The organism is Campylobacter hominis ATCC BAA-381, from assembly GCF_000017585.1.
GTDB lineage: Bacteria > Campylobacterota > Campylobacteria > Campylobacterales > Campylobacteraceae > Campylobacter_B > Campylobacter_B hominis.
In genome coordinates, this window is record NC_009714.1 from 253,652 (window position 1) to 280,198 (window position 26,547).

Genomic DNA, 26,547 nt, shown 5'->3' on the forward strand with positions numbered 1-26,547 from the left:
GATGGGTAAAAGTAGCGGCGGTGGAAATCAGGTAATCGGTTTCGCATATTTTTTGGGAATGGCTGTGGCAACCGCCACAAAAATAGATGAACTTGTGAAGTTTAAATTTAAAGGCGATGTTGTAAAAGAGCCGCATTTAACAAGTAGCGGAAGCTTTGTAGCAAAAACCGGGCAACAAATGGGAGGAGGTAACGGAAGCGGCAACAAAGACAGCACGGTGTATTTTTATGACGGCAGTCAAAGCGCAGCGGATCCGTATATCGCAAAGCAGACAGGCTCAAGTATGTGCTACAAAAATACGTCTTATTTCGTAATCAACGGCTTTATAGGGGACAATGTAAGTTCTTGCCCTGAATACAGCATAATTGCAAGACGCACAAGACTTGGCGTAAGCTGGGACAGTGGGGACAACCTAAGTAACATAAACGGAGATATAAATCCCGCTCACGCGCTTTGGTATATCTTGACGGCTAAAATCAAGCTAAGTGAGGAATTCTTAGATAGCTCTAGCTTTGAAAAAGTGGCAAAAGCTCTTAAAAAGGAAGGCTTTGGAATAAGCTTTGTAATGAGTAGAAGCAACGAAGCAAAAGAGTGGATAAAAGAGATTTTAAGGACGATTGACGGAGTGCTTTACATCAACAAATCAAACTCAAAACTTGCTTTAAAAATTTTAAGAGACGATTACAATCCTGATAATCTATTTAAAATTAACGAAAGCAACAGTTCAAACATCAAATTCACGCGCAAGAGTTGGGATGATACATACAGCAAATGTATCATCAAATACACGGATAATGTCCAAAACATCGAGGCAAGCGTAAGTGCCATAAACACAGCCACGAAAAATACACTTGGATATGAAAAGACATATGAATGCGAGTTTATGACGGTTTCAAACGCAAGAAACGCAAAAATCGTCTTAAATAGAACGATGAGAAAAATGAGTTATCCATATGCCAGCGTAAAAATGCAAGTTAGCGCAGAGCTTTTTAAAGATTTGTGTGTTGGGGATGTCGTGCTTTTCAGCAATGAAAAACTGGGAGTTAGGGATATGCGCCTCAGAATTTTAAATCTTGGCGGCGAAAAAGATGAGCCAAGTATTGAAGTTGAAGCCGTAGAGGATGTATTTGCCCTAAAAAATCTAACCGTAACATCCGTGCAAGACAGTCTTTATAAGCCGGTTGATTTAAAAGTCGGCGCTATTGAATACTTTGGCGCAGTAGAGGCTACCATAGAAAACGGAAGCGAACAAGGAATAATTCCTATGGCAATCGCACCAACTGGAATGGTGCAGTATTTTACCGCAAGCGACGGACTTAGCGGCAAAACGGTAAATCTCGACAAAACTTGGGCTTTAGCAGAGCTTAACGAGCCTTTACAAATCACAAACGAAGTCGCAAGAGAGGCAAAATTTATAATTAAAGAAATCACGCCGCTTTGGGCTGTAAATGCCACTGAGGCAGGCTGGCAACGTTTAAAAATGACTTGCCTAATAAATGATGAGTATATCAACTTTAAAACGCGTAAAAGTCTAGGTAACGGGCTTTGGGAAGTGTCGTGTTTAATACGGGGCTTAAGCGGCAAAAAGATAACTTCGCATCAAAAAGGCGTTAAGGTTTGGTTTGCACCAAAAGATGCCAACGATTTACAGGTTTTACCGATTATCTCGCCAAATACGACAATTTATTTCAAGGCAGGCAACTTTGCAGACAGCACGGAAACAAAAAAGCTTGATTTTTCTCATAGTGGAAAAGCAAAAATGCCATATCCTATAAGCAATTTAAAAGCGTGGAAAGAAAACGGAAAAACATATTTTAAGTGGGTGAATTGCGTAAGATTACACGGCGCAAATTTTAGAAGCTGCGATGTTGTGCCGGCAGGAATTGATGAAAATTTAATGGAAAATGAAGTTTTACTTAAGATTTCAGACGGTAAAGAATTTCACATAAAGGCCAATAATTTCGAGTATGAAACGAATGAGCGCTTAACTTATAGATTTTACAACGCAGCTTATATAACAAATATTTTAAGCGAAAAAGTGGAAATTACAATTTAAAGGAGAAAAAAATGTTTTATGCGATAGTTGCCGTAATAACGGCAGTTGCTATGGTTGCGGTGTATCTTTTAATGCCTGTTCCGCCCGAAATGGAAAATGCAAAAGCAAAAGGGCTTGATGAGTTTTCAATGCCCACAAACTCAAATTCCCGCGTTGTGCCTGAGCTTTTCGGCACTTGCGAGCTTAAAGGCAATATTATATGGTTTGGCGATTTAAGAAGCAAAGAAATAAAAAAATAAGGAGCAAATTATGGCAATTTTAGAAAACGGACTTGAAACAATGGAGCTTGGCGCTACGGCGTGGCGAATTATCATAAATGATAATTTTGGGAAACTTTATGTAAAAAATGAGCTTTACAATAAAAACGAAAGTGACGCAAGATATGCTACAAAAAATGGTGACGCCGCTTTGGATTTTACCGTTAAAAATATCGATGTCAAAGGACTTTTAAAGCTTGGCTCGGTTTTACCCGCTGCACCTTTACCCGCTGCAAATCCGTCCGGCTACATAAAGGCTGAAGTCAGTGGCAAAGTTGTAAAAATACCGTATTATGAGGTGTAAGAATGAGCGTATATGATTTTTTAGAGCGCATTAAAGGGCTTATTAGTGAATACGGCGACGTAAAAATAGGTATAGAAAAACTGCAACCGGATAGCTTCCCGCTTCTTAGGGTTGTGCCAAATCAAAATAGCCTTGATGACGGACTCGATCACTGGGCGCAAGATATATATTTTAGTATCTATATAGGCAAAATGATAGATGAGCCTGAAAGTGCCTTTAAATGGGCTTATGATATAGAAAACAAAATTTTTAATAAACTACATAATTTCCAATTTGATGATGGCGGACTGATAAGATTTGTAGAGAGCAAACGGGTTGAGCTATTGGATGATTTTTTGATTATAGAAAGCAGCTATTTTTGTGATAGTTTTAGGCTTTAAAATCGCTTTAAAGTGTGTTTAATTTAGCTCTAAACAGATGCAAAAAATAGATTTTTCTCATTAAAATGAGAATTATTTGAATGAATTTTTTCTCATTTAAGCGAGAATTTTTTTCTCATTTTTGTGGGGATTTACAAAACTTTATAAATTTTTATATACTTTTACTCCTGATATCGAACAATACAGCATTGATGAATTTTTCTTGGATTTAAGCGGAATCAATGTGAAAAACGGACATTTGAAATTTGCCGAATTTCTGCAAAATGAAATTTTAAAAATATTTAATCTTCCTGTCAGTATCGGTATTAGCGATGCTAAATATATAGCAAAACTTGCTACCGATTTGGCAAAACCGTTCGGCATAAAAATGATAAATAGCGATGAACTTGATTCCACATTAAAAAATGTAGATATCGTTAAATTTCCTGGAGTTGGAAAAAGTATGTTGAAGCGTTTGAATAAGCTTGGAATTTTTACTTTAGGAGATGTAAAAAAGGTAAAATTTATTTTTGAAAAATTCGGAAAAAATGGAATCAAACTTTACGAAAACATTACAGGAACCGGCGATAATTTACTTCAAATTAATAAAAAAAGAAAAAGTTTTTCTCACAGCAGAACTTTTAAAGCCGTTTTTGATAGAAATGAGATTAAAAGGCGAATTTTGATACTTTGCAGATATATTTGTTTCGATGTTTATAAATTCGGACAAAATCCAACTAATTATGAACTTAAAATAAGATATTCAGATCGAATTACCTTAAGCGGATCAATAACTTATAGAAATAAATTTTATGAAAATGTTTTGCATGAAATTATGAACGATCTTTTTATAAAGTGTGATAAGTTTGAGACCAAATCTATAATTTATATAAGTGTATGTGTTGGCGAATTTACAAATAGAGCTGAACAAAATCTTTTTAGCGAAATGAAACAAAACAACACTGAAATCGATAAAGCGGTGCATAAAATTCGTGAAAAATATGGAATCGATTCGTTGCTTTTTGCAAAAGAGATAAAATGATAAATACTGTAATTTTTTAGAATTCCATTTAAAAAAATATTTTGCGCCAAGCTTTAATTTATAAAGATATATCCGGAAGAATAACCAATAGAACAAGGATTTTAAATTTAGAGATAACTGTATATTAAAATATATGGCCGTGCAACTTTTTTTATAATAAAATATCAGATGAAAGATCGTAACATAGCGCGTCCTGTCTTTGTAAAAGCGTTGCAGAATATTCATAAAAAAACGCTTGAAAAAGAATTTATTTAATAAAATCTTTGAAATAGTTAAAAATATTTTATCGGCGCAGCAGTTACATCTGTTGCTGTCGGCGTGATATCCTGAATTGGCGGCATCACTATAGCGTTATTTGCGCAGGTTTCATTTTGACAATATACCAAAATCGGATCGCCTGCGTGGCTTAATTTTTTAAAACTTATTAAAAAGTTACGGTATGATTGCAAATTTAGTGACCATGTTACTAGTTTTATGTTTTGTATCGGTTTCTTTTGATATTTCGGCTTTAATTATTGATGTTTCTGCCGATTATGTAATTGATTTAATCTATTTTAAAATTTCAACTGATTTTTAAATAAAAAAATCAATGCGAATAAAAAATATTTCAACAATACGGCATATAAAAAACGAAAATATTGATTAAGTTATAAAAGTCGCACAAAATAAAGTTACAAAGAGAATAATAAATAATTTGGTGAAATTTCAATAAATTTTTTTATTAAAAACATTTCAGTTTGTGTAAGATTTTGAATCAAAATATTTAAGTTTGTAATTTTAAATTTTAAAAATACAGTTGAATATTTTTAAAAATAAATTTTTGTATTTTTGTGTGGAATTTTAAAAATTTCATTAAAATTCCACTCTTTAAATTTTTGTTATTTATAGTTTTTGATAGCTTTTTCCAGAATTTCTTCGGCTTTTTTCGCATCTGCGAAATCTTTTACTTTTACCCATTTTCCAGGTTCAAGTGTTTTGTAAGTTTCAAAGAAATTTTTGATTTTATTCAGAGTCGCTTTTGGTAAATCATCAATTGACTTTATGTTGTCGTATCTTGGATCTATTTTGCTGACAGGCACAGCTAGAAGTTTTTCGTCCATTCCAGCTTCATCTTCCATAACCAAAACACCGATAAGCCTGCATGCTATAACACTTCCTGCTTGGAGAGGATATTCATTTAGCACAAGTATATCAGCAGGATCGCCGTCAGCTGCCAATGTACTCGGCACAAAACCGTAATTCGCAGGATAAAACATCGCAGAATATAGCACGCGATCAACTACTACAGCGCCGCTATCTTTGTCAAGCTCATATTTGATATTTGAACCGTAAGGAATTTCAATTACGGCATTAACTTTTTTTGGATTTTCACCTGATTTTATTTTTTTTACATCCATTTTTTATCCTTTCATATTTTAAAGAATGTTTTAATTTATAAAATTTAGCCATATTCCGGCTGTATTTTATATCGTCGTTAAAATTTACGTAAATTTTGTCTATTAAAAAACTTTTTAATAATTATTTCACGTAAAATTTGATTTTGTTTTGCGAAATTTTATATTTCGCAAAACACCTTTAAATTATTTATCGCGGTTGCAACACTGATTTTTATATTGCAGCCAGGTTAAAGATTATCCTTGAACTATTTTTTTAACTATGATTGCGTTGATGTCGGTAACTATTTCTTCTATCGTTCGCTCACCGTTTATACTATGAAAAATGCCTTTTTCGTTGTAAAATTTGCGAATTTCTTCAATCGGTTCAACGAAAACTTTCATTCTGTTATAAAAAACTTCTTCGTTGTCATCAGCTCCTCTTGCACGACCTAAAACGCGCTCTTTTGCGACTTCTTCGCTTACATTTACTTCTATAACAGCGCTTAAGTTTATATCATATTCATTTGCTAAAACTTTATCAAGTTCGGTCATTTGTTCTACGCTTCTTGGATAGCCGTCAATTATGATAAAATCTTTTTCGCAAGCGTGAATTGCAGATGTTATCGTGTTTATAACAATTTCAAGCGGTACTAAATTTCCGCCTGAAATGATTTTGTCTATTTTTTTGCCAAGTTCGCTGTCTTTTGCGACTTCGGCTCTTAATAGATCACCGGTTGAATAGTGCGCCACGCTTTGATTCATTTGCGCGATACATCCGGCATCTGTAGTTTTACCGCTACCAGGAGCTCCTATAATTAAAAATAAATTTTTCATTTTTGTTCCTTTTTGTTTATTTTCAGTCCAAGTTCTCTAAGCTGTTCGTTTGAAATTCCGCTTGGAGCTTTTGTAAGTAAACATTGGGCGCGTTGAGTTTTTGGAAATGCGATAACATCTCTTATCGAGCTTGATCTGGTAACTAGCATCATAAGTCTGTCAAAACCTATCGCAATGCCTCCGTGTGGTGGCGCTCCGAAACTTAACGCATCAAGCAGGAAGCCGAATTTTTCTCTTTGTTCTGCAGGCTCTATTTTCAGTAATTTAAAGACTTTTTCTTGAATGTCTTCTTTGTGAATTCTTATACTTCCGCCGCCAAGTTCGATACCGTTTAAAACGACATCATAAGCAATGGAAGTGATTTCTTCGATATCCGGTTCATCGACATTGTTCGGCATTGTGAAAGGGTGGTGCATAGCGGAATATGTGCCGTCTTCGTTTTGCTCAAACATAGGAAAATCAACAACCCATAAAAACTCAAGCGCATCAGGATTTATCAATTCCAGCTCATTTGCAAGGAAAATTCTAAATCTTCCCATATAATCAAGAACGATTTTTTTCTTTCCCGCACCGAAAAATACGACATCGCCGACTTTTAATTCGCACCTTTTTACTAATTCATCTATTTCGCTTTTTTCGAAAAATTTTACCAAAGGTCCTTTTAAACCTTCTTCTTTAACTTGTATGAAAGCGAGTCCTTGAGCGCCGAATTTGCGAACATACTCTTCAAATCTTTGCATTTGACGTTTGCTGAATTTAAGATCTCCGCCTTCCACTTTTATGGCTTTTACGCGATTTTTCTTTTTGTCTTTTGCGATATTTGCAAAAATTTCATTGCTTGATTTTTCAAAAATATCCGCAACGTCAATAAATTTCATGCCAAAGCGCAAATCAGGTTTGTCGCTTCCGTAATTTTCCATCGCGTCTTTATATTGCATTACACGAAACGGTGTTTTTATATCTTTTCCGCAAGATTTAAAAATATCTTTTAATACGGCTTCTCCTACTTTCATAACGTCTTTTTGATCGCAAAAACTCATTTCTATATCAATTTGAGTAAATTCCGGTTGGCGATCTGCCCTTAAATCTTCGTCTCTAAAACATCTTGCAATTTGAAAGTATTTATCAAAGCACGAACACATTAAAAGTTGTTTGAAAAGTTGCGGACTTTGAGGAAGCGCATAAAATTGACCGTTATAAACTCTGCTAGGCACCAAATAATCTCTTGCGCCTTCAGGCGTAGCGCGCGTTAAAATAGGAGTTTCAACTTCAACAAAACCAAGTCTGTCAAGCGCATTTCTTGCAGCAATCGCAGCTTTTGATCTAGTAAAAAATTTATTGAAATTTTCATTTGTTCTAAGATCCAAAAATCTGTATTTCAGTCTTGTTTCTTCGCTTACATTTTTGTCACCTATGACAAAAGGAAGCGGCTTGCTCGGATTTTCTACAATCAAATTTTCAACCACAACTTCAATTTCACCTGTTTTGAGTTTCGGATTTATTAAATCTTTGCCTCTTGCTCTAATTTTTCCATGAGCCCTCAAAACAAATTCGTCTCTTACCGAATTGGCTATCGTATAAGCTTCTTGACTATGTTTCGGATCGCAAACAAGCTGAATAAGCCCGCTTCTATCTCGCAAATCGATGAAAATAACTCCGCCGTGATCTCTGTAAGAATTGACCCAGCCGCAAACATCAACTATCTTGCCTATATCGCCGCTATCAAGCTCTGTGCAATAATTACTTCGCAAAATTTCTCCTAATATAAATTTAAAAAACTACATTATAGTTAAATTTTGCTTAGAGCGTTTTAAAATTTTAAATTTTTTGTTATAATGCCAAGCGATTTAAAGGATAAAATATGGCTTTTTGCGTTACTGCAAGTGTTATTTTAAACGATAATTTTAATTAAAAAACAGCATGAAATTATATAAAATTTAATAAATACGGTATTTGGAAAATTTAATGCAAAATTTTAAACTTCACGAGAATGTGAAATCAATCGGATTAATAGCTAAAAAAAGTGCTGAAATAGGTGCTTTGATAGATAAAATAACTAAAATTTTAAAAGCAAAAAATATTGAAATTTTAATAGAAAAAAACTCGGCAGATTTTTTTGGAAAAGCAGGTTTTGGCCTAAATGAAATTTTAAAAAAAACTGAAATTTTAATCAGTCTTGGAGGCGACGGAACATTAATTTCAATTGCCGGAAAAGTTGCCAATCAAAATGCTTTTATAATCGGTATTCACGCAGGAACTTTAGGATTTTTAACGGATATTCTGCCTGATGATTTTGAAAAGTTTTTAGATGAATTTCTGCGTGGTGAATATGAAATAGAGCGCCCTTTTATGCTTGAAGTTCTGTTTGAAAAAAACAGCGGTGAAATAGTGCGAAAACTTGCATTTAACGATGTTGTGCTAAATAGAAACAATATCGCAAGTATGGCTAAAATAGACGCCTATTTAAATCGCAAATATTTTAATACATATTTTGGAGACGGTGTGATAATAAGCTCCGCTGTTGGATCCACAGCTTACAATATGAGCGCAAACGGACCGATAATTTATCCTTTAAGTGATGTTTTCTGTATAACGCCCATTTGCTCGCACAGTCTTACACAACGCCCGCTAATCGTGCCGAAAGAGTATTTTGTAAATTTTAAAACAAAAAGTGATGTTAGCGCTATCGTCGACGGACAGGATATTTTCAATATGAATGAGTTTAAAAATATCGGCGTACGCGTCAATAAAGCGCGCTCATCTTTGATTAGACGCGTAAATCACGATTATTTCGGTATTTTAAGAGAAAAATTAAGTTGGGGAAAATAAAATAATGTTAGAGAAAATTTTAATAAAAGATGCGCTCAGTTTTGAAAAAACGGATTTAAAATTTTCACGCGGATTAAATGTTTTTACAGGAGTCAGCGGTGCCGGAAAATCGGTGCTTATAAATGCTGTTTTGGCTTTATTCGGACTTAGTCAAAGCGATGCAAGCCTGATAGAAGGCGACATAAAAGCAAAATTTTCTTTGGATGAGTTTGGAATTTTAAATGAAAATCCAAATAATTTTCGCGTTTTGAAAGACAAAAGCACAAGATATTTTATAAATTCTCAAATGATTTCGCGCCAAAATTTACTTACACTTACGCAAAATTTCGTAAAATTTCTCGGTGCAAAAAATACCGATGAGATAAGTAGTGAAAATTTAATATTTTTACTTGATTTTCTGATTTCTAAAAGCGAGCCTGAATTTGATAAAATTTTAGCCGATTTCAGAGCTGAATTTAAAGAATTCACAGAAGTAAAAAAAGAGCTTGAAAAAATAGAAAATGAAGAAAACAGAATAGAAGAACTCAAAGAATTTGCAAAATTCGAAATTGATAAAATATCACAAATTTCTCCAAAAGCAGGCGAATTTGACGAGCTTATGCAAATCAAAAAAAAGCTAAGCAAAAAAGATAAAATAAATGAGCTTTGGGAAAGAGCCGGACAAATTTTCGAATTTGAAAGTTCGGTTACGGAAGCACTTAGAATAAGCGGACTTGAAAGCTCTTTTTTTGAAGATGCGATGAATGAATTAAGGGCGCAAAAGGAAAGTTTGAATCTTGAAGAGCTTGAAGGACTTGATATCGAAAAAATTTTAGATAGAATTGAAGCATTAAGCTCACTGAATCGCCGTTATGGAAGTATTGAAGAAGCGCTTGAAATTTTGGAAAAAAGAAAAAAAGAGCTTGCGCATTACGAGCAAATAAGTTTTGAGAAAGCCGAGCTTGAGAAAAAATTTGAAATTCTACAAAATGAAATTTCAAATTTTTTACAAAAAATCAGCGAAAAGCGCAAAAAATATGCCCGAAATTTGCAAAATTTGATAAACAAATATTTAAAAGAGCTTTATATGGACGAAATTTCACTTGAATTTTTAAAATGTGAAATTTCACAAAACGGAAATGATGAAATTTCCGTAAAAATGGGCGCGACGGATTTTAAAAATTTCAGTTCCGGCGAGACAAATCGTCTTCGTTTGGCTTTTATAGCTACAAATATTGAAATCACAAATAAAGGTGCAGGAATTTTAATACTTGATGAAATTGATTCGAATTTAAGTGGAAAAGAGTCGATGAGCATAGCTGATGTGCTTGTTAAAATTTCAAAATTTTATCAAATTTTTGCAATTTCCCACCAACCACAACTCAGCTCGAAAGCAGATTGCCATTTTTTGGTAAGCAAAATTGACGGTAAATCAAGTGTCAAAATTTTAAATGAGAATGAAAAAATAACCGAACTTGCAAGAATGATAAGCGGTGAAAATATCACAAAAGAAGCGCTTGAGTTTGCCAAAAAATTACTTGTTTAGTCACATTTTTATAATTTTTCATTTGTTTTTGATTATCTTTTTTTAAGTAATATCTTTAAGTTTATTTTTAAGGAAGCTGAAATTATGATAATTGATACGCATACGCATTTGGATGATGACGTTTTTGACGACGATTTTGACGATGTCTTAGCACATATGCATTCAAATGGTATAGAAAAAGCGATAATCCCTGGAGCAGATCCGAAACAACTTAAAAAAGCCTGTAAAATCGCACATAGTCATGAAAATATATTTTTTGCAGCAGGCGTCCATCCTTATGATATATCTAATTTCGATTTAAATTTTTTACGCGAGTTCGCTAAAGATCCGAAATGCGTGGCAATCGGTGAGTGCGGGCTTGATTATTTTCGTTTAAAAGACGATTTTAACACGGAAGATGAACAAAATGCTAATAAAGCGCTTCAAAAAGAGGTTTTTTCAGCTCAAATAGATTTGGCTAATGAGCTTAAAAAACCGCTTATCGTGCATGTAAGAGATGCGAATGAAGATAGTTTTGAAATTTTAAAGAAAGCCGAGGTGAGCGGTGTTTTACACTGCTTTAATGCAAGTAAATTGCTTTTAACTCTAAAAGATCGTTTCTATTTTGGAATCGGCGGCGTTTTGACATTTAAAAATGCTAAAAATTTGGTAAAAATTTTACCAGAAATTCCATTGGATAAAATTTTAATAGAAACGGATTCTCCGTATCTTACGCCTGAGCCTTTTAGAGGAACAAGAAACGAGCCTGCTTACACAAAATTTGTAGTAAAAAAGGTCTCAGAAATTTTAAATATCCCTGAGCGCGAAATTGAACAGATCACAAGCGATAACGCACAGAGATTGTTTAAATTTTAAAGGAGAGAAATGAAAATTTTAAAAATTTTATTTTTTAGCATCTTTTTTGCAAACTTTTTGATTGCAAACCCGACCATCTCTTACATAAATCATGATAAAATTTTAAGCGATTTTGATATTGAAAATAACCAGGATAACAAAAAAATGGTTATATCAATATACAAAAGTATAGATAAAAGCGATCGTAATCTTTTTAAAAAAATCGTTTTAAACAAATCTTATCACACACAAGTTATCAGACAAAAACTTGATGATTTGGATGCGCCCGAGTTTATGCTTTATCTTGCAATGGTTGAATCGCAACTCTCAAATAAAGCTACATCACAAGTAAGAGCCGGAGGAATTTGGCAATTTATGCCAAGCACCGCAAAAAAATACGGTTTAACCGTAAATAGACATATAGACGAAAGAAGAGACCCGATTGTTTCTACTGATGCTGCTTATGAATATATGAGTTATCTTAAGGATTATTTTGGTAAATGGTATTTGGCGGCTATGGCTTATAATTGCGGCGAGGCATGTTTAAGTAAATCAATAAAAAGTGTAGGAAGCGACGATTTCGATACTCTTTTAAATTCAAATGCTTTGCCGAATGAGACTAAAAATTTTGTGAAAAAAATTATAAAATACTCATATATCGCCAAAAACAGTTCAATGATTAAAATTTTAGATAAAGACGGCGATAAAAATAAATTAATCAAAATTCCTGTAAATGGCGGTGAAAAGTTGGCAAATATAGCCAAAAAAGCCAATATTCCGATTAGTGCAATGAAAGATATAAATGTGCATATAAGAGGTGTTGCTGCACCGAAAAACGGAAATTACCATTTTTATATACCGACTGAAAATTATGAAACATACATTGCAAACGGCGGAGTTGAAGCGATAAAAGAAGATAATAAAGCAAAATTAAATTTTAAAATTTCTAATTTTTTACAAGAAGAGAGTAAAATTCAAACCTCAAGGCTTGAATAATTAAAATTTGGAGATAAAATTGCAAAAGAGGTTTTTGTTTTTTTCTTTCGTTTTTATGATTTTGTTTTACGGTTGTAGTTCAAGAATTCCGCATGCAGGAACTTATGGCACACCAAAAAAATCAACTCCCGCTACTATGCGCCCGTATACAGTTAACGGAAAAACATATTATCCTGAAAAAGTAAGCGTAGGTGATACACAAAGAGGAACTGCCAGCTGGTATGGACCGAATTTTCATGGTAAAAATACATCAAACGGTGAACAATACAATATGTATGCGATGACGGCAGCTCATAAAACATATCCTATGAACACAATGGTTAGAGTCACCAATTTAAATACCGGCGACAGCGATGTTGTTAGAATTAACGACCGCGGTCCTTTTGTAAATGGTAGAATTATAGATCTTTCAAAAAAAGCGGCTCAAAGACTTGGCGTTTTTGCAAGAGGTACTGCACCTGTAAAACTGGAAGTAGTAGGATTTAGCGGACGACAAATCGCAAAAGGAAGTGCAGGTTCTACAGTAATTGGCGGACAATTTATGGTTCAAATCGGAGCATTTAGAAATGTAAATGGAGCTAAGCGCTATAAAAACGAGTATAATAATACATCGGGATACGGTACAATTATAAAAGTATTCGATCTTGACGGAGAGCCTATTTACCGCGTATTTTTACACGGATTTAAAAGTGAAAGCGAAGCCAGGGATTTTGCTCATGGCGGACCGTTTAGAGGTGCTTTTATCGTAAGGGAATAAAATGATAAAAAAATACAGAAAAACAAAAGAGACTGAAATTTCGGTTGAACTTGAAATTTGCGGTAGCGGAAATGCTGAAATTGATACAGGAATAGGTTTTTTTGACCATATGCTGGAAAGCTTTACAAAGCACTCTTTGATTGATTTAAAACTGATTTGCAAAGGCGATTTAAACGTTGATTTTCATCACAGTGTTGAAGATTGCGGTATTGTTCTTGGAAGCGCTTTAAGAGAAGCGATTTACCCGATTAAAAAAATCGAGCGATTTGGCGATAGCGTAGTTGTGATGGATGAAGCGGCGTTTTCTTGCGCGCTTGATTTGTCAAATAGAGCGTTTTTGGTTTTTGAAGGACCTAAAGTGGGCAAAGTAGGCGAGTTTGATATTGAACTTTTGGAAGAGTTTTTTAGAGCGGTGGCGTTTAATGCGGGAATTACTCTTCATTTAATAAAGCTTCGCGGACAAAATTTGCACCATTTATCAGAAGCCGCTTTTAAATCCTTTGCCGTTGCTCTTAGAAGAGCTTTAAGTAAGAATGAACGTGCCGAAATTCCAAGCACAAAAGGAATTTTATGATAGAAATAATTTTTCTTGATGTCGATGGAAGCCTTACTGATGGCGGTATTTATAAAACAAACTCCGGTGATGAGTTTAAGAAATTTGATGTAAAAGACGGATTTGGGATTCAAGAATGGCTTCGTATTGGAAAAAAAATAGCAATCATAACCGGCAAAAGCTCCAAGATTGTTGAAAACAGAGCTAAAGAGCTTAAAATTCCATATTTTTTTCAAGGTGTAAAAGATAAATTTCAAAAAGCGCGTGAAATTTTAGAACTTGAAAATTTGGATTTTTCAAATGCCGCTGCAATAGGTGATGATTTAAATGATATGAAACTCTTAAATGTTGTTAAAATCAGTTTCAAACCTGCCGATGCGCTCTCATCCGTAAAAGCCGATATAACTCTTTCTAAAAATGGCGGAAACGGCGCTGTGCGCGAGATGATAGAGATTTTGGTGGATCGTGAAAATTTGCGCGATGAGTGGAATAAAAATTGGTTATAAAAATTTTTTATGTTGCGGTTGCAATTTTTGCAGTAGCAATGGTATTTTTGAGTTTACAAAGCCCATTTTCAGATGATTTTATAAAAAGCGGCATAACAAGTCCGGCTACTGAATTTAAAAACGTCGTAGATTATGAAGTCGGAGATAAAATAAACGGCAAATTCACCTCTACAAACGGAGTAAGTTATAAAAACAGCGATGAATTTGAAAATTTTAAAGCTATATATATAGACGACATCAATCACACATTAAGCTCAAAAATCGCTATAAGCAAAGGTGATGATATAATTTTTAAAAAAGATGTAAATTACACGAATAGTAATAATTTAAATTTTTTAAGCGAAGAAGCGATATATAATACAAAAACGAAGATAGCAAAAAGTAATGTGCCATTTATAATGCTTCAAAACGGTGATAAAATTACCGGTAAAAGTTTAAAATACGATTTAAATAAAAAGCAAACTTTTTCCAAAGGGGTTCATGGATGTTTTCAAGAAAAATAATTTTATTTTTTTTGTTTTCAGTATTTGTAAATGCCGACACCGTTAATGTAACGGCCGATAATTTTTTTGCTGATGAAAATAAACTGATAAGCATTTTAACGGGCAATGTAGTTTTAAAAAAAGGTGATTATGACACTTTAAAAGCCGATAAGCTGACGATTTATTTTGATAAAGAAAAAAATCCCATAAAATATGTCGCTACAGGAAATACAAGTTTTAATGCAATTTTAAAAGATAAACATTATGACGGCAAGGGCGAAATTTTAACGTATGAGCCGGAAAAAGAAATTTATACGCTTGAAAAAAATGCCTATCTGCACGAAAAAGAGACTAAAAAAGAGGTTTTTGGTGATAAAATCATTGTAGATCGGGCAAAAACCACATATGAAGTAAAAAGTATAAGCAAAAAGCCGATAAAACTTATATTTGAAATTGAAGACAAAGAAAAGAAATGATTAAAATTTGCGGTGCCGAATTTTTAATTTCGGCGAGTGAAATTTCTCAAATAAATGATTTTGCAAAAAGTGAAATTGCGTTTTTGGGAAGATCGAATGTAGGAAAAAGCAGCTTTATAAATGCCATCGTAAATCAAAAAAATCTTGCAAAAAGCAGTGCAATTCCCGGGAAAACGCAACTTATAAATTTCTTTGAAGTAAATTTTAAAGATGAAATTTTAAGTAAAAACGGCGAAAATTCAGCTCAAAATTTTTCACTTATTTTTGTTGATTTACCGGGTTTCGGGTATGCAAAAGTTTCTAAAAAAATGCACTTTATTTGGCAAAAAAATCTTGATGAGTTTATAAAAAACAGAACTGGCATAAAGCTTTTTGTGCATCTTATCGACAGCAGGCAGTTTGATTTGGAAATTGATGAAAACGCCGACAGTTATATTCGTTCGTTTTTGCGCCCTGATCAGGCTTTGATAAAATTTTACACAAAAAGTGATAAATTAAATCAAAAAGAAAAAGCGGCTGTTTTAAAACATGATCCTTCGGCAAAATTTATGAGTATAAAAAATGAGAAACAAATTTTAAATGCGCGCGAGATGATAGTTAAAACGGCACTTGGAGGAGAAAGTTGTTAGAGCTTGTAAAAGCGAAATTAAAAGATATATCTAAAATGCAAAATTTGGTGCGCGAAGATGTAGAAAAAGGTGTAATTCTGCCTAGAAGCGATGATGAAATCGCTACAAATATCCGTTCTTACACTCTTGCGTTTTTAGACGGTGAACTTGTCGGATATTCAGCACTTCATATTTATACGAAAAATCTTGCTGAAGTACGCTCTTTAATAGTTTCAAAATATTTTCGCGGTCAAAAAATAGGCTCTGAAATTGTAAAAAAATTGATTAAAGAAGCCGAATTTTATGAAATTTCACAAATTTTTGCTCTTACTTACCGTAAAAATTTCTTTTTAAATCTCGGTTTTAATGAAATTTCAAAAGAGTCTCTGCCGGCACAAAAAATTTGGGCGGATTGTATTAAATGCAAGCATTTTCCTACATGCAACGAAGTCGCGGTAATCTTTACATTGTAGCAAATTTCGCATTTGCGATATTTTTGCTTATTTATGAGACTACAAGCGCCTTATATCAGTTATTTCCCCCGCTTATCGGGTTATTTTTCGCTCTGATGCTTACTATATTTTTCAGAAAAGACAAAAAATTTCAAAAGCTTGATAGCAGTTATTATTTTGTGATTTTTTTTCTTTTTTTTGCCGAACAGATACACGGATTTGCGCTATTTTCTATTGCTATATCATTTATGATTTTTTATTTTCTTATTTTTAAAATTTTACTCAAAATTATTAAAATAAGAAATTTTATTCTTATTTTAGCTGTGATTTTCGGTTATGTATCGCCGTTTTTAATCACAAATGCGCTTAATTTTTTGCTTGAAGAAGAAACGCTTAAATTTGGCTACGAATACGCAATTTATATAGTTATTGAAAGCTCTTTGGCAGTATTTTTGTTTAGAGGAAAACTGGTATGAGAGTAAAATTGGTAGCGTTTTTTGTATTTATTTTTTTTGTTTTCCTGATAGGTAGAATATACATTCTTTCAGTACAATCAAACGAACATTTTGAAATTTTGGCTAAAAAAAATGCTATAAAAACCGAGTTTATTACCCCGGTGCGCGGTCAAATCAAGGATTTGAAAAATCGTCCGTTAGCTATAAACAGGCTTGGTTTTTCACTTGCTCTTGCGCCGCATTTAAAAAATTCCGAGCTTGATGAGGAGATAAATTTTATCGTTTCACTTTTTGCAGATCAGAATGCAACCAAAATTTCTAAAAATTATAAAAAGGATAATTCGGCTTATAATCACGATTTTATAGATGTTATAGATTTTTTGGATTACAACGAAACAATCAAAAATTTTGCCGTTTTAAATTTAAGAGAAAATATTTCTATAAAGCCGACTTCAATAAGATTTTATCCTAATGACGATTTGGCATCTCATATAATAGGCTATGTAGGACGCGCAAACACTAAAGATATCGAAGACGAGCCTATTACAAAATTAACGGGATATATCGGTAGAAGTGGCGTGGAAAGCTTTTATAACGAAATTTTGCAAGGAAATGCCGGAGAAGTAAAAAGCAAGGTTACCGCTTTAAATAAAACTATTGCCGAAATTGCGTCAAAAAAGCCTGAAAGTAGCGATATAAAACTTACCATCGATTTGGAACTTGAAGAGTTTTTAAGAGACCTTTTTAAAGACAAAGCAGGCGCTGTAATCATAATGGATTTGAAAGACGGCGCAATTTTAGCCGCAGGAAGTTATCCGGAATTTTCATTAAACAGTTTTGTAAACGGTATCAGCGCAAGTGAATGGGACGAACTTATAAACGGTGTAAATGCGCCATTTACAAATAAACTTGTAAATGGTTTATATCCGCCAGGATCCGTAATGAAAATGGCCGTCGGAATGTCATTTTTAAATAGTGGCAAAATTACTCCCGAGACAAAGTTTTACTGCTCAGGTGCCATTGAGCTTGGCGGGCGTAAATTTCGTTGCTGGAAAGCGGGCGGACATGGAAACGAGACTTTGCTTACCGCAATCAGAGATAGTTGTGATATTTATTTTTATGATGGAAGTTTGGAAGTCGGAATCGATTTTATGAGCGAATATCTTACGAAAGTCGGTTTCGGACGAAAAACCGGAGTAGATTTACCGAACGAGTTTATAGGAACAATTCCAAATAAAGAGTGGAAAATGCAAAAATATAATCAACAATGGTATTTGGGAGAAACGGTAAATGCTTCAATCGGTCAGGGATATGTGCTTACAACCCCAATGCAAGTAGCTAAAAATACGGCGTTGATTGCTACCGGAAAAGAGCTTACGCCGCATTTTTTAAAAGAGATAAACGATATAAACGTTCCCTTCGAGGCTGCTGAAATTTTAACACCTACCGAAAAAAATCAGCTTGAAATCGTAAGAGAAGGTATGTTTGAAGTGGCTAATTCGCCTATCGGCACAGCTTACAGAGTTTTACAGGGCATACCGTTTAAAATAGCCGCAAAAACGGGAACCGCTCAAGTTGTAGGAATTTCACAAACCGCAATGTCACGTATAAAAGAAGCGGATATGGAATATTTGCAAAGATCTCACAGCTGGATGACAAGTTTCGGGCCTTACGAAGATCCGCAATATGTAGTAACAGTGCTGGTGGAGCATGGAGGTGGCGGTGGTAAAAATGGACCTATCGTAAGAGAAATTTACAATAAACTTCTTGAAACGGGCTATATTACGCTTCCGCCGCAACAGCCGAAAGAAAACAGAAAAAATGCAGGCAAAAAACGAAGTTAATTATAATCCATGGCATGGTTGCATAAAGAAAAGCGAAGGGTGCAGAAACTGCTATATTTATGCGATGGATGAAATTTTTCAAAGAGAAAGTGCCAAAATTTACAAAACAAAAAGTTTTTATTTACCGTTAGCCAAAAATCGCAATAATGAGTATAAAATTCCCAGTAATTCTTTTATATATTTATGTTTCAGCAGTGATTTTCTGATTTCCGAGGCTGATTGTTTTAGAGGCGAAGTATTTGATATGATAAAAACAAGAAAAGATTGTGATTTTATGTTTTTTACAAAAAGAATAGAGCGTTTTTGTGATATTTTGCCTAAAGATTGGGGCGATGGTTATGAAAACGTTATTGTAGGATGTAGCGTGGAAAATCAGAAAATGGCCGATGAAAGATTGCCGATTTTTTTAAATGCTCCGATAAAAAGGCGTTATATCATATGCGCTCCGCTTCTGGAAAGTATAAATTTGAAAAAATATCTGAATGAAAAAATCTCTCTTGTCAGTGTAGGCGGCGAAAGCGGAAAAAACGCAAGAATTTGCAGATATAAATGGGTTTTGGATATCGCAAAGGATTGCAGAGAAAACGGCGTAAAATTTCATTTTCATCAAACAGGTAAAATTTTTGAAAAAGACGGGAAAATTTATAAAATTCCTAAAATTTTTCAGCGGGAACAAGCCAAAAAAGCTTTGATTGATGATTTATAACCGTATCGGTAAAAAATATATTTTTTAAATTTCCTATTCGTGCCCGCTATATAAAATTAAATTTTTATTTATAACTTTTGCGAAATTATTTTAAAATGTTAATAATCTAAAAAAAATATGCAAAAAAACTCTCAAAAAATAAAAAAATAATAATTTTAAAAATAATATAATTTGTTGTATAATTAAGATTAAATTTTTTAAGAAAGGAAAATTATGCAAAAAAACATTTTTTTAAAAGTTTTGGTGTTGCTTTTAGGAACTCAGATGAGTTTGAGTGCAAAGAGCATTATACCACACTTTACAACCGGTCTTGATGATAATCACAGCTATCAAATAGGCATAAATTGGCTATGGCTTAAACAAAAAAGTCCAAATTCTTTTTCTAATAATATAGATGGTTCAAATCATGATGGTTTAACGACAAAGACTAAAAACGGAGATTATATAGATAAAAATCTCTTAAAAAGACATATTACAGAAATTGAAAATGAAAAGTTTTTACTGGGCAGCGGTTATGAAGTTCCACATTTTTTAGCTAAAAACAAAATGGGCGGAAATGAGCTAGAAATCACAAATTTTAATACTGAAAATATAAAAAAAGATATAAGTATAAAAAAACCGTCTTATGAAAATAAAGATTGGAATTTAAAAGATATGTTACCGAATGCAAAAAGTACAAATCCACTTTTTAATATCCCAACAGTAGGTCTAATCTCTATGCCGGATATAGCTAAACCGAAAAATATAGATGAAGTAAATATAAATATCAAAGGCTCGGGAGCCGTTTTAAGCAGTGATGCTTATTATTTAAACACCAAAGGAGGTGATCAAGGAAATTTTTCTCAAGTAACATTAGAAAAAGGGGTATTTTTAAAAATATCATCTAAGTATAAAGAAGGTTTTTTAAAGATAAAAGATTACAAAGCTACAATGCCTTTGTTTTATAATAATTATAATCAACCAATTGGTGATTCCGAAGAAAAAGATACTTTCTACGCAAACGATGATGAAAAGCATTTTTTATACACATTAAGAACCGCTCCATACAATACATTTAAAAAAGATGTAAAAATTTATATGGATTCAAAAAGCTATAACACTGATACCGGATGTTGTAACTATGAATTCGGTTTTGCAGTGGTCGGAGAAACGAACGGAAATAATAATTTTAAGAAAAAAAATATTTCCGAGATAAATCAGGAAGTATTAGACAAAGATCCAACAGGTAAGCTTATAGATGTAGCTTTACCATATTTTATGCCTAAAGCTTTAAAGATAAACCGGGAAACGGATAAATCAAAAGTTCCTTTAGTTTATTTTGAAAATGAAGGAATAGCTGAAATAGGAGAAACCGCTAAAGGTTTTTTGATGATGGTTGTCAACCATAGTACATCAGATAAGCTGCATATTTATAATAACAGCGGTGATATAGTTTTGCTTCCAAGAGATGATGATGAGGATAAAAAAGCAGCAGTATTTTTTCACTCACCCGATGTTCCAAATGGAAATACGAGTGCCATTTATACAAACACTGGAAACATAAATCTATTTGGTATGCATACTGTAGGCTATTTAGCTACAGCACGTGAAGGAAAATATTTAAATTATAATACATTAAGCTTTATAAATGATGGAAATTTTGTTTTAAATGGATTAAACTCCATAGGAATGGCGATCGCAGGGGATAGGGGAGATTTGCAACCAGGATCGAATGTTCATGCCTTTAAACCGATTATCTTAAGAGGCGATAAAACAATCGGCTTTTATAATGAAAACGATGCTTTAAATGAAGGCAATAAAAGCTTTAGTACAATGAAAATAGTAATCGGGGATAAAGGAAACGAAACTGATATTTATGAATCAAAAATAGTAAAAGATGACTGGGATGTGCCGGAGGAAATAAATATTAAAGAAGATGACGAAGAGGGTATATGGTTTGATCCTCAAAGCAATATAGCAGACAATGATGAAGAATCAGTAGATAATGCTATAGCAATGATATATAATCCAAACTCTAAAAATTCAGTTATGGATAATTTCGTAAGAACAGATATACAGATAAATGCAAACTCTACAAACGGTATAGGAATTTATGCTAAAAGAGGAACAATAAAACTTTTAAATGATATTACTGATGATAAAATAAAAGATAGTTTTGATAAAAAAATAGTTGATAAAATAAAGGAAAATTTTAAAAACGGCACCAATCATGTCATCAATATAAATGGTGGAAAAAATAACGCTGCCCTTTATGCAAAGCAAGATCAAAATAATCCAAGCGTAATAATATATAACGGAGATATAAATATAAACGCAGGAAAAGACTTTGAAGGAGAAAATAGCACTGATAATAAAGCTATTTTAGCTGCAGATCAGGGAGAAATAGAATTTCAAGGAAAATTAAATGTCGGTAAAGAAGACTCCTTGATTACTAGCAATGCCGTAGTTTATAGTGATGATGCAAAAGTTACCATAAAAAATGGCTCGGATATAAATATGTATTTAGCTGATAACTCAAATGGATTTTACGCTTCAAATTCTTTAAATCCCACAAATCAAAATCCTCAAAATTCGCAACCTCAAATAAAAATAGAAAAAAAAGTAGCAGTAAATTTAAATGGTAATGGAGTCGGCATAACAGCTGGAAATGGCGGACATATAGACCTAAGTGGCGCGACTATCAACGCTACAGGCTTAAAATCAGCTCTTGCTTCTATAGGAAACACTTCATATATAAATGCTCAAAATGCAGTTATAAACTATAATGGCGACAGCTATGCGACATATTCAAGTCAAAAAAACGCTAAAATAGACTTAAATAAAGTCACTATAAATCTTAAAGGAAACTCATACGGCATAGCGCTTGATTATGACAAAGCAAACAATACTTATGATGTCAAAGGCTTAATGGGAAAAGTAAATATCAAACCTTTAAGCGATAAGGTGAATCTTTTTACAATTAAAGACTATAATGATTTACGCTCCTCACGTTTTAATAATGAAGACGGTGCATTAAATCTCGAAGACGAAGGTACTATCGGCGTAGGAACTTTTAGTTATAAAATAGACAGAAGTGATCCAAATGGTGCGAAAGCCACACTTGCATTAATTGACGGACTTGAAAATTTTCTTATAGATAGCGATATTGATAAATCCCTAGCTGGAAAAAAAGGCGATAAAATTTCAAAAATGCAAACTAATGATGAAAAAATAGCTTTCAATTTTGCTAAAAATATAAAAATTCAAAGAGCAAATATAACTCTTGATAGTGGCAAAACAGTAAAAGCCATTATGGATGAAACCGAACTTAAAAATCTTTCAATGAGTAAGCCATTTGCAATAGCAGTATCTGCAGGACCAAACGCAAAAAAGAAAAATGAAACTTCAATAACTCTAAAAGATAACAGCAAAGTTATAGTTAATAGCAAAGATCAAAAAGAAGCAGGAGTTGGACTATATATAGACTTTGGTAGGGTAAACACAGATAAAAGCTCATCAATAAAAGTTGGAAGCAGTAATACAAAAAATGCAACTGGAATTTATGCGGTAAGCTCTGATGTGACAAATGATGGCACGATACAAACTAACTCTTCTCTATCAATTGGAGCAATGCTTTATGCGCAAAATACAAAGCCTTATAGTAGGGCTTTTATAGATCAAATAGGTGGAGCTAGTAAACTAAATGGCTTTATTACAAATAATGGAGATATAGTGGTAAATGGTGAGAGGTCGGCTGGAATTTATGTAGATAATAATTTCAACAAAGTCCAAAATTCTTACACAGGCACAAACAATAAAAACATAAATGTAAATGCTGCAAATTCTATGGCGATGGCAAGCTCAAATTCCACACTTATAAATAAAGGAAATATAAATTTAAATAAAAACTCAAGCTCAAGCATTGCAATGTATGGAAAAGAATTTCAAGATGAAACACAAAATATTAACTCAAGCTCAACTCTTAAAAATAGCGGACTTATATATATAAACTCAAACCACTCAGCCGGAATGCTTAACAAATCGGTTAATAATGACAGTTCTACACAGCTTTTAGATGGCGGTAGAATAATCTCATCTAAAGATGCATCAAAAGTTACAGCAATAAGTGGAAAAAATATAGATGTAAAAAACGGCTCAACAATAGACTTAAAAGGAAAAAATTCAGTTGGAATTTATGCTAATAACTCATCTGCTGTAAATATAGAAGAAAATGCTGAAATAAGTGTAGGTGATGAGTCTATAATTTTATACTCTAAAAGTGGTGATAAAACCAATATAAATTATAATATAAAAAACACAGAAATTTCAGACAAAAATCAAACTGCTATATACCTTGAAAATAGCAAAGAAAATGCAAATAAACTAACTTTAGTGCAAAATTCGGTATTTAATGTAAATGGTGAAAACTCTAAAGCCTTGCATTTAAAATCTATAGGAAATCCTTCAAATTATAGTTTTGATGATATAACATTTAACCTAAAAGGAAAAAATAATGTCGCTGTTTTAGCAGAAGGTAGCACAAATGTAAGTCTAGGAGCAAATTCAAAAATAAATATGGATGAGTTAGCTTATGGAAGCATAGGTCTAGCACTTCAAGACAGTGACAATAAAACAATTACCATAACAAACAAAGGCACTATAAATGTAGCAAAAAGCGATAAAGACAATAAAATTTATTCAGCTGCGATTGCACTTTTTTCACCAGGAATTGCAATTAATAATGGCACTATAAATACAGATGATGAATCTGTTGGAATGTATGGCATAGAAAATAAAAATGTAAATTTACAAAATGAAGGTGAAATAAATATAAATAAAAACGCAGTTGCTATGTATATTAAAAACGGAGCTGCCACAAATAGCGGAAAAATAAATGTAAATGGTGAAAACGGTGTTGGAATGTATGCTAAAAAAGGCTCTTTAATAAATAGTGGTGAAATTTTAGCAAACAGTCAGGGCGCTGGAATGTTTAGCGATGAAGATGCAAAGATTTCAAATTTAAATAAAATTTTACTTAATAAGGAAAACTCAATTGGAATTTATACAAAAAACGAAGCCACAAATAAAGGCAATATCTCTTTACTAGGCGATAGTTCAGTTGGAATTTTTGCAAAAAATATCTTAAATGAAGGTGTTATAAACCTAAGCTCAAAAGGAGAAAATGATAAATTTTCAGCTGCATTGATGGGGAAAAACATAAAAAATACAGGAACTATAAATTTAAATAAAGAGTATGAAGTTGGAATGTATGGCATAGGCACATCTACAAATAAAGCGGTTTTAACAAACGATGGAGTAATAAACTTAAATGCAAACAACCAAATAGGAATGTATGCTAAATTTGCCAATATTAAAAATAGCGGAGATATAAATGTAAACGCTCAAAACTCAATTGGAATTTACGCTAATAATTCAGTAATCGACAATACAGGCAAAATAACTTTAAACGCTGATAATTCAGTTGGTGTTTATATGGTAAATGGTTCGTATTTTAAAAATAGAGGCGAAATTAAAATAATTGGAAATTCAAAAAGCGTAGTAAAAGATGATGAAGAAATAGATATTGCACTTCCAGGTATTGCTTCTTTTCGTCCAAACGAAGTTCATAAGGATAAATTTAAAGGTGTTGATATAGCGGTTAATAAAAATACTAAAGATTTTGAAGATTTTAATATAAAATATGACAATGAAACTTACAATACTGAAAATTCTGTAAAATTATCAAAGTCACAAATTGCTAATAATTTGGATCTAAGTTTATCAAACAAAACAACAAATATTGAGATTCCTAAAAATTTAGATAACAAAAGCAAAGAAAAAAGAGTTAAAAAGAATATCGTGGCAATGTATGCGGATACTTCAGGCGTAAATTTGACAAAACCTATAAAAGGACTTGATAACCTAAGCAAAAATGATAAAATCATCCTTTATGTAGGTGCTGAAGCAGCAAACTATACAAACAAAAAAGTTATAAACTTAGATCAAAGTCTGATGAAGCCTTTCATAGATGAGCTTGACAAATCAACAGCTATAAAAGCTGTTTATTCAGGATCTTTAACTTGGCAGGCATTTGCTACTTTTGATAAAAATGCTAAAAACAATCACAAAATAAAGAGTTTTGTGATGTCAAAAATTCCTTATGTAAATTTCATAAAAAAAGATAGTAAATATAAAGATTTATATATTGCACTTGACAAGAAATATGAAAAAGCCATAGTTGGAAGCAACGATAAAAAGATATTTAATAAACTTAACCTACTTGGAAAAAATGAAGAATTTAAACTTCATAAAAATTTAAAAAGTTTAGGTGGTTTTGAATATGCATCAACTCAAACCAGAGCTTACTCATCTGCTGATATTTATGATAGAGAATTTAATGATTTGATGCGTTGGGATACAAACACTACAGACACAACCAAATTTAAAGTTTTTGGTGCAAATACTAAACGAAATCAAAGAGTAGATGGAGTTTTGGGATATGATAAGAATGCTTACGGTCTATTTGTGCTAAATAACTTCGATCTTCAAATGGATGGAACTTCAAATGGAGTTTTTGGAGGAATCGCCAAAGAAAGATATGAGTTTAACAACGATTATAAATCAAAAGAAGACGCATTAACAGCACAAATCGGATATTATGTCGATAGAAAAGTTTTAAACGAAGAGATAAATCATCTTTTAAAAATATCTGCTACAGGAAGCACAAGAGAGATGAAAAGATATACTTTAGATAAAGACTTTTGGGCAAAATCTAAATATTATACATTAGGCTTTGATGTCAAAAACAGCTTCTATAAAGAGTATAAATTCGATTCAGGTTTTAAAATTTCGCCATATACAGGAGTTGATTTAGGATATGGAATTATAGAAAACATAAAAGAAAAAAGCGGCAATACGCTTCTTTTAGATGTTAATTCAAAAGATTATTATAGTATCAGACCAAATCTTGGAGTTGAGCTTGGATATACACATTTGCTTGATGAGAATTCATATTTTAATATACTTCTTGATAGTAGAATTTATAAAGAATTCGGCAAGATAAACAGAGCAAATAACTTGGCAAGATTTAAAGATACAAACAGCTATTTTTCACTTCCAAAAGAGGATAAGGAAGATAAAGGTGCAGAATTTACACTTGTAGGCAAATACGAAAATGGAAATTTCGGTGCATCTTTAAAAGGTGGATATCAAACTCAATTTAAAGATAGATTTATAGGGCTTGATTTAAGAATTAAGTTTTAAAAAATTAAAGGCTTGAAATGAAATTTTTAGGCTTATAAAATTTCAAAGGCTTAA

24 protein-coding genes are annotated in these 26,547 nt (G+C 32.7%); 20 read left to right on the forward strand and 4 right to left on the reverse strand.

Going from position 1 to position 26,547, the window contains the following annotated elements; all coding sequences use genetic code 11:
• Nucleotide 1 precedes the first annotated feature (1 nt).
• The 5 genes from CHAB381_RS01415 to CHAB381_RS01435 all read left to right on the forward strand — a co-directional run bounded on the left by CHAB381_RS01415 (nt 2) and on the right by CHAB381_RS01435 (nt 4,018).
• On the forward strand, nt 2-2,056 hold the full coding sequence (locus CHAB381_RS01415; RefSeq protein WP_012108171.1) for a phage tail protein: 2,055 nt from the start codon (nt 2-4) through the stop codon (nt 2,054-2,056).
• 11 nt (nt 2,057-2,067) lie between these two features.
• A complete protein-coding gene (locus tag CHAB381_RS01420) occupies nt 2,068-2,295 on the forward strand; it encodes a hypothetical protein (RefSeq protein WP_012108172.1) in 228 nt (75 codons plus the stop codon).
• A 10-nt stretch (nt 2,296-2,305) separates the two neighbouring features.
• Nucleotides 2,306-2,617, forward strand: a complete 312-nt coding sequence (locus CHAB381_RS01425) for a hypothetical protein (protein ID WP_012108173.1) — start codon at nt 2,306-2,308, stop codon at nt 2,615-2,617.
• 2 nt (nt 2,618-2,619) lie between these two features.
• Nucleotides 2,620-2,997, forward strand: a complete 378-nt coding sequence (locus CHAB381_RS01430; protein WP_012108175.1) for a hypothetical protein — start codon at nt 2,620-2,622, stop codon at nt 2,995-2,997.
• 121 nt (nt 2,998-3,118) lie between these two features.
• Complete coding sequence (locus CHAB381_RS01435) at nt 3,119-4,018, forward strand: Y-family DNA polymerase (protein WP_012108176.1); 900 nt, start codon at nt 3,119-3,121, stop codon at nt 4,016-4,018.
• Between the two features lie 272 nt (nt 4,019-4,290).
• Here CHAB381_RS01435 and CHAB381_RS08675 read toward each other — a convergent pair whose 3' ends face one another.
• From CHAB381_RS08675 to aspS, 4 genes are all read right to left on the reverse strand, one after another.
• Nucleotides 4,291-4,467 carry a hypothetical protein gene (locus CHAB381_RS08675; protein ID WP_012108177.1) on the reverse strand — a complete coding sequence of 59 codons (177 nt, stop codon included), beginning with the start codon at nt 4,465-4,467 and terminating at the stop codon, nt 4,291-4,293.
• Between the two features lie 429 nt (nt 4,468-4,896).
• Nucleotides 4,897-5,415, reverse strand: a complete 519-nt coding sequence (ppa, locus tag CHAB381_RS01440; RefSeq protein WP_012108179.1) for an inorganic diphosphatase — start codon at nt 5,413-5,415, stop codon at nt 4,897-4,899.
• A gap of 234 nt (nt 5,416-5,649) precedes the next feature.
• On the reverse strand, nt 5,650-6,228 hold the full coding sequence (locus CHAB381_RS01445; protein WP_012108180.1) for an adenylate kinase: 579 nt from the start codon (nt 6,226-6,228) through the stop codon (nt 5,650-5,652).
• Nucleotides 6,225-7,979 (reverse strand): aspartate--tRNA ligase, encoded by a 1,755-nt coding sequence (aspS, locus tag CHAB381_RS01450; protein WP_012108181.1) that lies wholly within the window; start codon nt 7,977-7,979, stop codon nt 6,225-6,227. The genes CHAB381_RS01445 and aspS overlap by 4 nt, the downstream gene beginning before the upstream one ends.
• Nucleotides 7,980-8,193: 214 nt before the next feature.
• Here aspS and CHAB381_RS01455 point away from each other — a divergent pair, with 214 nt between their 5' ends.
• The 15 genes from CHAB381_RS01455 (at nt 8,194) to CHAB381_RS01525 (ending at nt 26,493) form a co-directional block, all read left to right on the forward strand.
• The gene (locus tag CHAB381_RS01455) at nt 8,194-9,057 is read left to right on the forward strand and encodes an NAD(+) kinase (RefSeq protein WP_041570446.1); all 864 of its coding nucleotides are present in this window, start codon (nt 8,194-8,196) and stop codon (nt 9,055-9,057) included.
• A gap of 4 nt (nt 9,058-9,061) precedes the next feature.
• A complete protein-coding gene (locus CHAB381_RS01460) occupies nt 9,062-10,582 on the forward strand; it encodes a DNA repair protein RecN (RefSeq protein WP_012108183.1) in 1,521 nt (506 codons plus the stop codon).
• A gap of 84 nt (nt 10,583-10,666) precedes the next feature.
• Entirely contained in the window at nt 10,667-11,437 is a 771-nt protein-coding gene (locus tag CHAB381_RS01465; protein ID WP_012108184.1) for a TatD family hydrolase, read from the forward strand.
• A gap of 9 nt (nt 11,438-11,446) precedes the next feature.
• Nucleotides 11,447-12,412: a lytic transglycosylase domain-containing protein gene (locus CHAB381_RS01470; RefSeq protein ID WP_012108185.1), complete on the forward strand. Its 966-nt coding sequence runs from the start codon at nt 11,447-11,449 to the stop codon at nt 12,410-12,412.
• A 55-nt stretch (nt 12,413-12,467) separates the two neighbouring features.
• The gene (locus tag CHAB381_RS01475; RefSeq protein ID WP_041570564.1) at nt 12,468-13,169 is read left to right on the forward strand and encodes a septal ring lytic transglycosylase RlpA family protein; all 702 of its coding nucleotides are present in this window, start codon (nt 12,468-12,470) and stop codon (nt 13,167-13,169) included.
• 1 nt (nt 13,170) lies between these two features.
• A complete protein-coding gene (gene hisB / locus CHAB381_RS01480) occupies nt 13,171-13,743 on the forward strand; it encodes an imidazoleglycerol-phosphate dehydratase HisB (protein WP_012108187.1) in 573 nt (190 codons plus the stop codon).
• The gene (locus CHAB381_RS01485; protein ID WP_012108188.1) at nt 13,740-14,228 is read left to right on the forward strand and encodes a KdsC family phosphatase; all 489 of its coding nucleotides are present in this window, start codon (nt 13,740-13,742) and stop codon (nt 14,226-14,228) included. Before hisB ends, CHAB381_RS01485 begins: the two co-directional genes overlap by 4 nt.
• Nucleotides 14,219-14,731, forward strand: a complete 513-nt coding sequence (lptC, locus tag CHAB381_RS01490) for an LPS export ABC transporter periplasmic protein LptC (protein ID WP_012108189.1) — start codon at nt 14,219-14,221, stop codon at nt 14,729-14,731. Before CHAB381_RS01485 ends, lptC begins: the two co-directional genes overlap by 10 nt.
• Complete coding sequence (gene lptA / locus CHAB381_RS01495; RefSeq protein ID WP_012108190.1) at nt 14,713-15,186, forward strand: lipopolysaccharide transport periplasmic protein LptA; 474 nt, start codon at nt 14,713-14,715, stop codon at nt 15,184-15,186. Before lptC ends, lptA begins: the two co-directional genes overlap by 19 nt.
• On the forward strand, nt 15,183-15,815 hold the full coding sequence (yihA, locus tag CHAB381_RS01500) for a ribosome biogenesis GTP-binding protein YihA/YsxC (RefSeq protein ID WP_012108191.1): 633 nt from the start codon (nt 15,183-15,185) through the stop codon (nt 15,813-15,815). Before lptA ends, yihA begins: the two co-directional genes overlap by 4 nt.
• Nucleotides 15,809-16,267 carry an N-acetyltransferase gene (locus CHAB381_RS01505; protein ID WP_012108192.1) on the forward strand — a complete coding sequence of 153 codons (459 nt, stop codon included), beginning with the start codon at nt 15,809-15,811 and terminating at the stop codon, nt 16,265-16,267. The genes yihA and CHAB381_RS01505 overlap by 7 nt, the downstream gene beginning before the upstream one ends.
• On the forward strand, nt 16,234-16,722 hold the full coding sequence (locus CHAB381_RS01510; protein ID WP_012108193.1) for a hypothetical protein: 489 nt from the start codon (nt 16,234-16,236) through the stop codon (nt 16,720-16,722). The genes CHAB381_RS01505 and CHAB381_RS01510 overlap by 34 nt, the downstream gene beginning before the upstream one ends.
• Nucleotides 16,719-18,545 carry a penicillin-binding protein 2 gene (gene mrdA, locus CHAB381_RS01515; RefSeq protein ID WP_012108194.1) on the forward strand — a complete coding sequence of 609 codons (1,827 nt, stop codon included), beginning with the start codon at nt 16,719-16,721 and terminating at the stop codon, nt 18,543-18,545. The genes CHAB381_RS01510 and mrdA overlap by 4 nt, the downstream gene beginning before the upstream one ends.
• The gene (locus CHAB381_RS01520; RefSeq protein WP_012108195.1) at nt 18,523-19,251 is read left to right on the forward strand and encodes a DUF5131 family protein; all 729 of its coding nucleotides are present in this window, start codon (nt 18,523-18,525) and stop codon (nt 19,249-19,251) included. Before mrdA ends, CHAB381_RS01520 begins: the two co-directional genes overlap by 23 nt.
• Nucleotides 19,252-19,464: 213 nt before the next feature.
• Nucleotides 19,465-26,493, forward strand: a complete 7,029-nt coding sequence (locus CHAB381_RS01525; RefSeq protein WP_012108196.1) for an autotransporter outer membrane beta-barrel domain-containing protein — start codon at nt 19,465-19,467, stop codon at nt 26,491-26,493.
• Nucleotides 26,494-26,547: the final 54 nt, after the last annotated feature.

Bases quoted from the DNA above. Each gene is read 5' to 3' on its own strand.
- lptA (WP_012108190.1), top strand. From the start codon at position 14,713: ATGTTTTCAAGAAAAATAATTTTATTTTTTTTGTTTTCAGTATTTGTA.
- ppa (WP_012108179.1), bottom strand. From the start codon at position 5,415: ATGGATGTAAAAAAAATAAAATCAGGTGAAAATCCAAAAAAAGTTAAT.
- CHAB381_RS01425 (WP_012108173.1), top strand. From the start codon at position 2,306: ATGGCAATTTTAGAAAACGGACTTGAAACAATGGAGCTTGGCGCTACG.
- CHAB381_RS01460 (WP_012108183.1), top strand. From the start codon at position 9,062: ATGTTAGAGAAAATTTTAATAAAAGATGCGCTCAGTTTTGAAAAAACG.
- CHAB381_RS01510 (WP_012108193.1), top strand. From the start codon at position 16,234: ATGCAACGAAGTCGCGGTAATCTTTACATTGTAGCAAATTTCGCATTT.
- CHAB381_RS01420 (WP_012108172.1), top strand. From the start codon at position 2,068: ATGTTTTATGCGATAGTTGCCGTAATAACGGCAGTTGCTATGGTTGCG.
- CHAB381_RS01470 (WP_012108185.1), top strand. From the start codon at position 11,447: ATGAAAATTTTAAAAATTTTATTTTTTAGCATCTTTTTTGCAAACTTT.
- CHAB381_RS01455 (WP_041570446.1), top strand. From the start codon at position 8,194: ATGCAAAATTTTAAACTTCACGAGAATGTGAAATCAATCGGATTAATA.
- hisB (WP_012108187.1), top strand. From the start codon at position 13,171: ATGATAAAAAAATACAGAAAAACAAAAGAGACTGAAATTTCGGTTGAA.
- CHAB381_RS01475 (WP_041570564.1), top strand. From the start codon at position 12,468: ATGATTTTGTTTTACGGTTGTAGTTCAAGAATTCCGCATGCAGGAACT.
- CHAB381_RS01525 (WP_012108196.1), top strand. From the start codon at position 19,465: ATGCAAAAAAACATTTTTTTAAAAGTTTTGGTGTTGCTTTTAGGAACT.
- CHAB381_RS01430 (WP_012108175.1), top strand. From the start codon at position 2,620: ATGAGCGTATATGATTTTTTAGAGCGCATTAAAGGGCTTATTAGTGAA.
- yihA (WP_012108191.1), top strand. From the start codon at position 15,183: ATGATTAAAATTTGCGGTGCCGAATTTTTAATTTCGGCGAGTGAAATT.
- CHAB381_RS01465 (WP_012108184.1), top strand. From the start codon at position 10,667: ATGATAATTGATACGCATACGCATTTGGATGATGACGTTTTTGACGAC.
- mrdA (WP_012108194.1), top strand. From the start codon at position 16,719: ATGAGAGTAAAATTGGTAGCGTTTTTTGTATTTATTTTTTTTGTTTTC.
- CHAB381_RS01415 (WP_012108171.1), top strand. From the start codon at position 2: ATGGGTAAAAGTAGCGGCGGTGGAAATCAGGTAATCGGTTTCGCATAT.
- CHAB381_RS01485 (WP_012108188.1), top strand. From the start codon at position 13,740: ATGATAGAAATAATTTTTCTTGATGTCGATGGAAGCCTTACTGATGGC.
- CHAB381_RS01445 (WP_012108180.1), bottom strand. From the start codon at position 6,228: ATGAAAAATTTATTTTTAATTATAGGAGCTCCTGGTAGCGGTAAAACT.
- CHAB381_RS01520 (WP_012108195.1), top strand. From the start codon at position 18,523: ATGCAGGCAAAAAACGAAGTTAATTATAATCCATGGCATGGTTGCATA.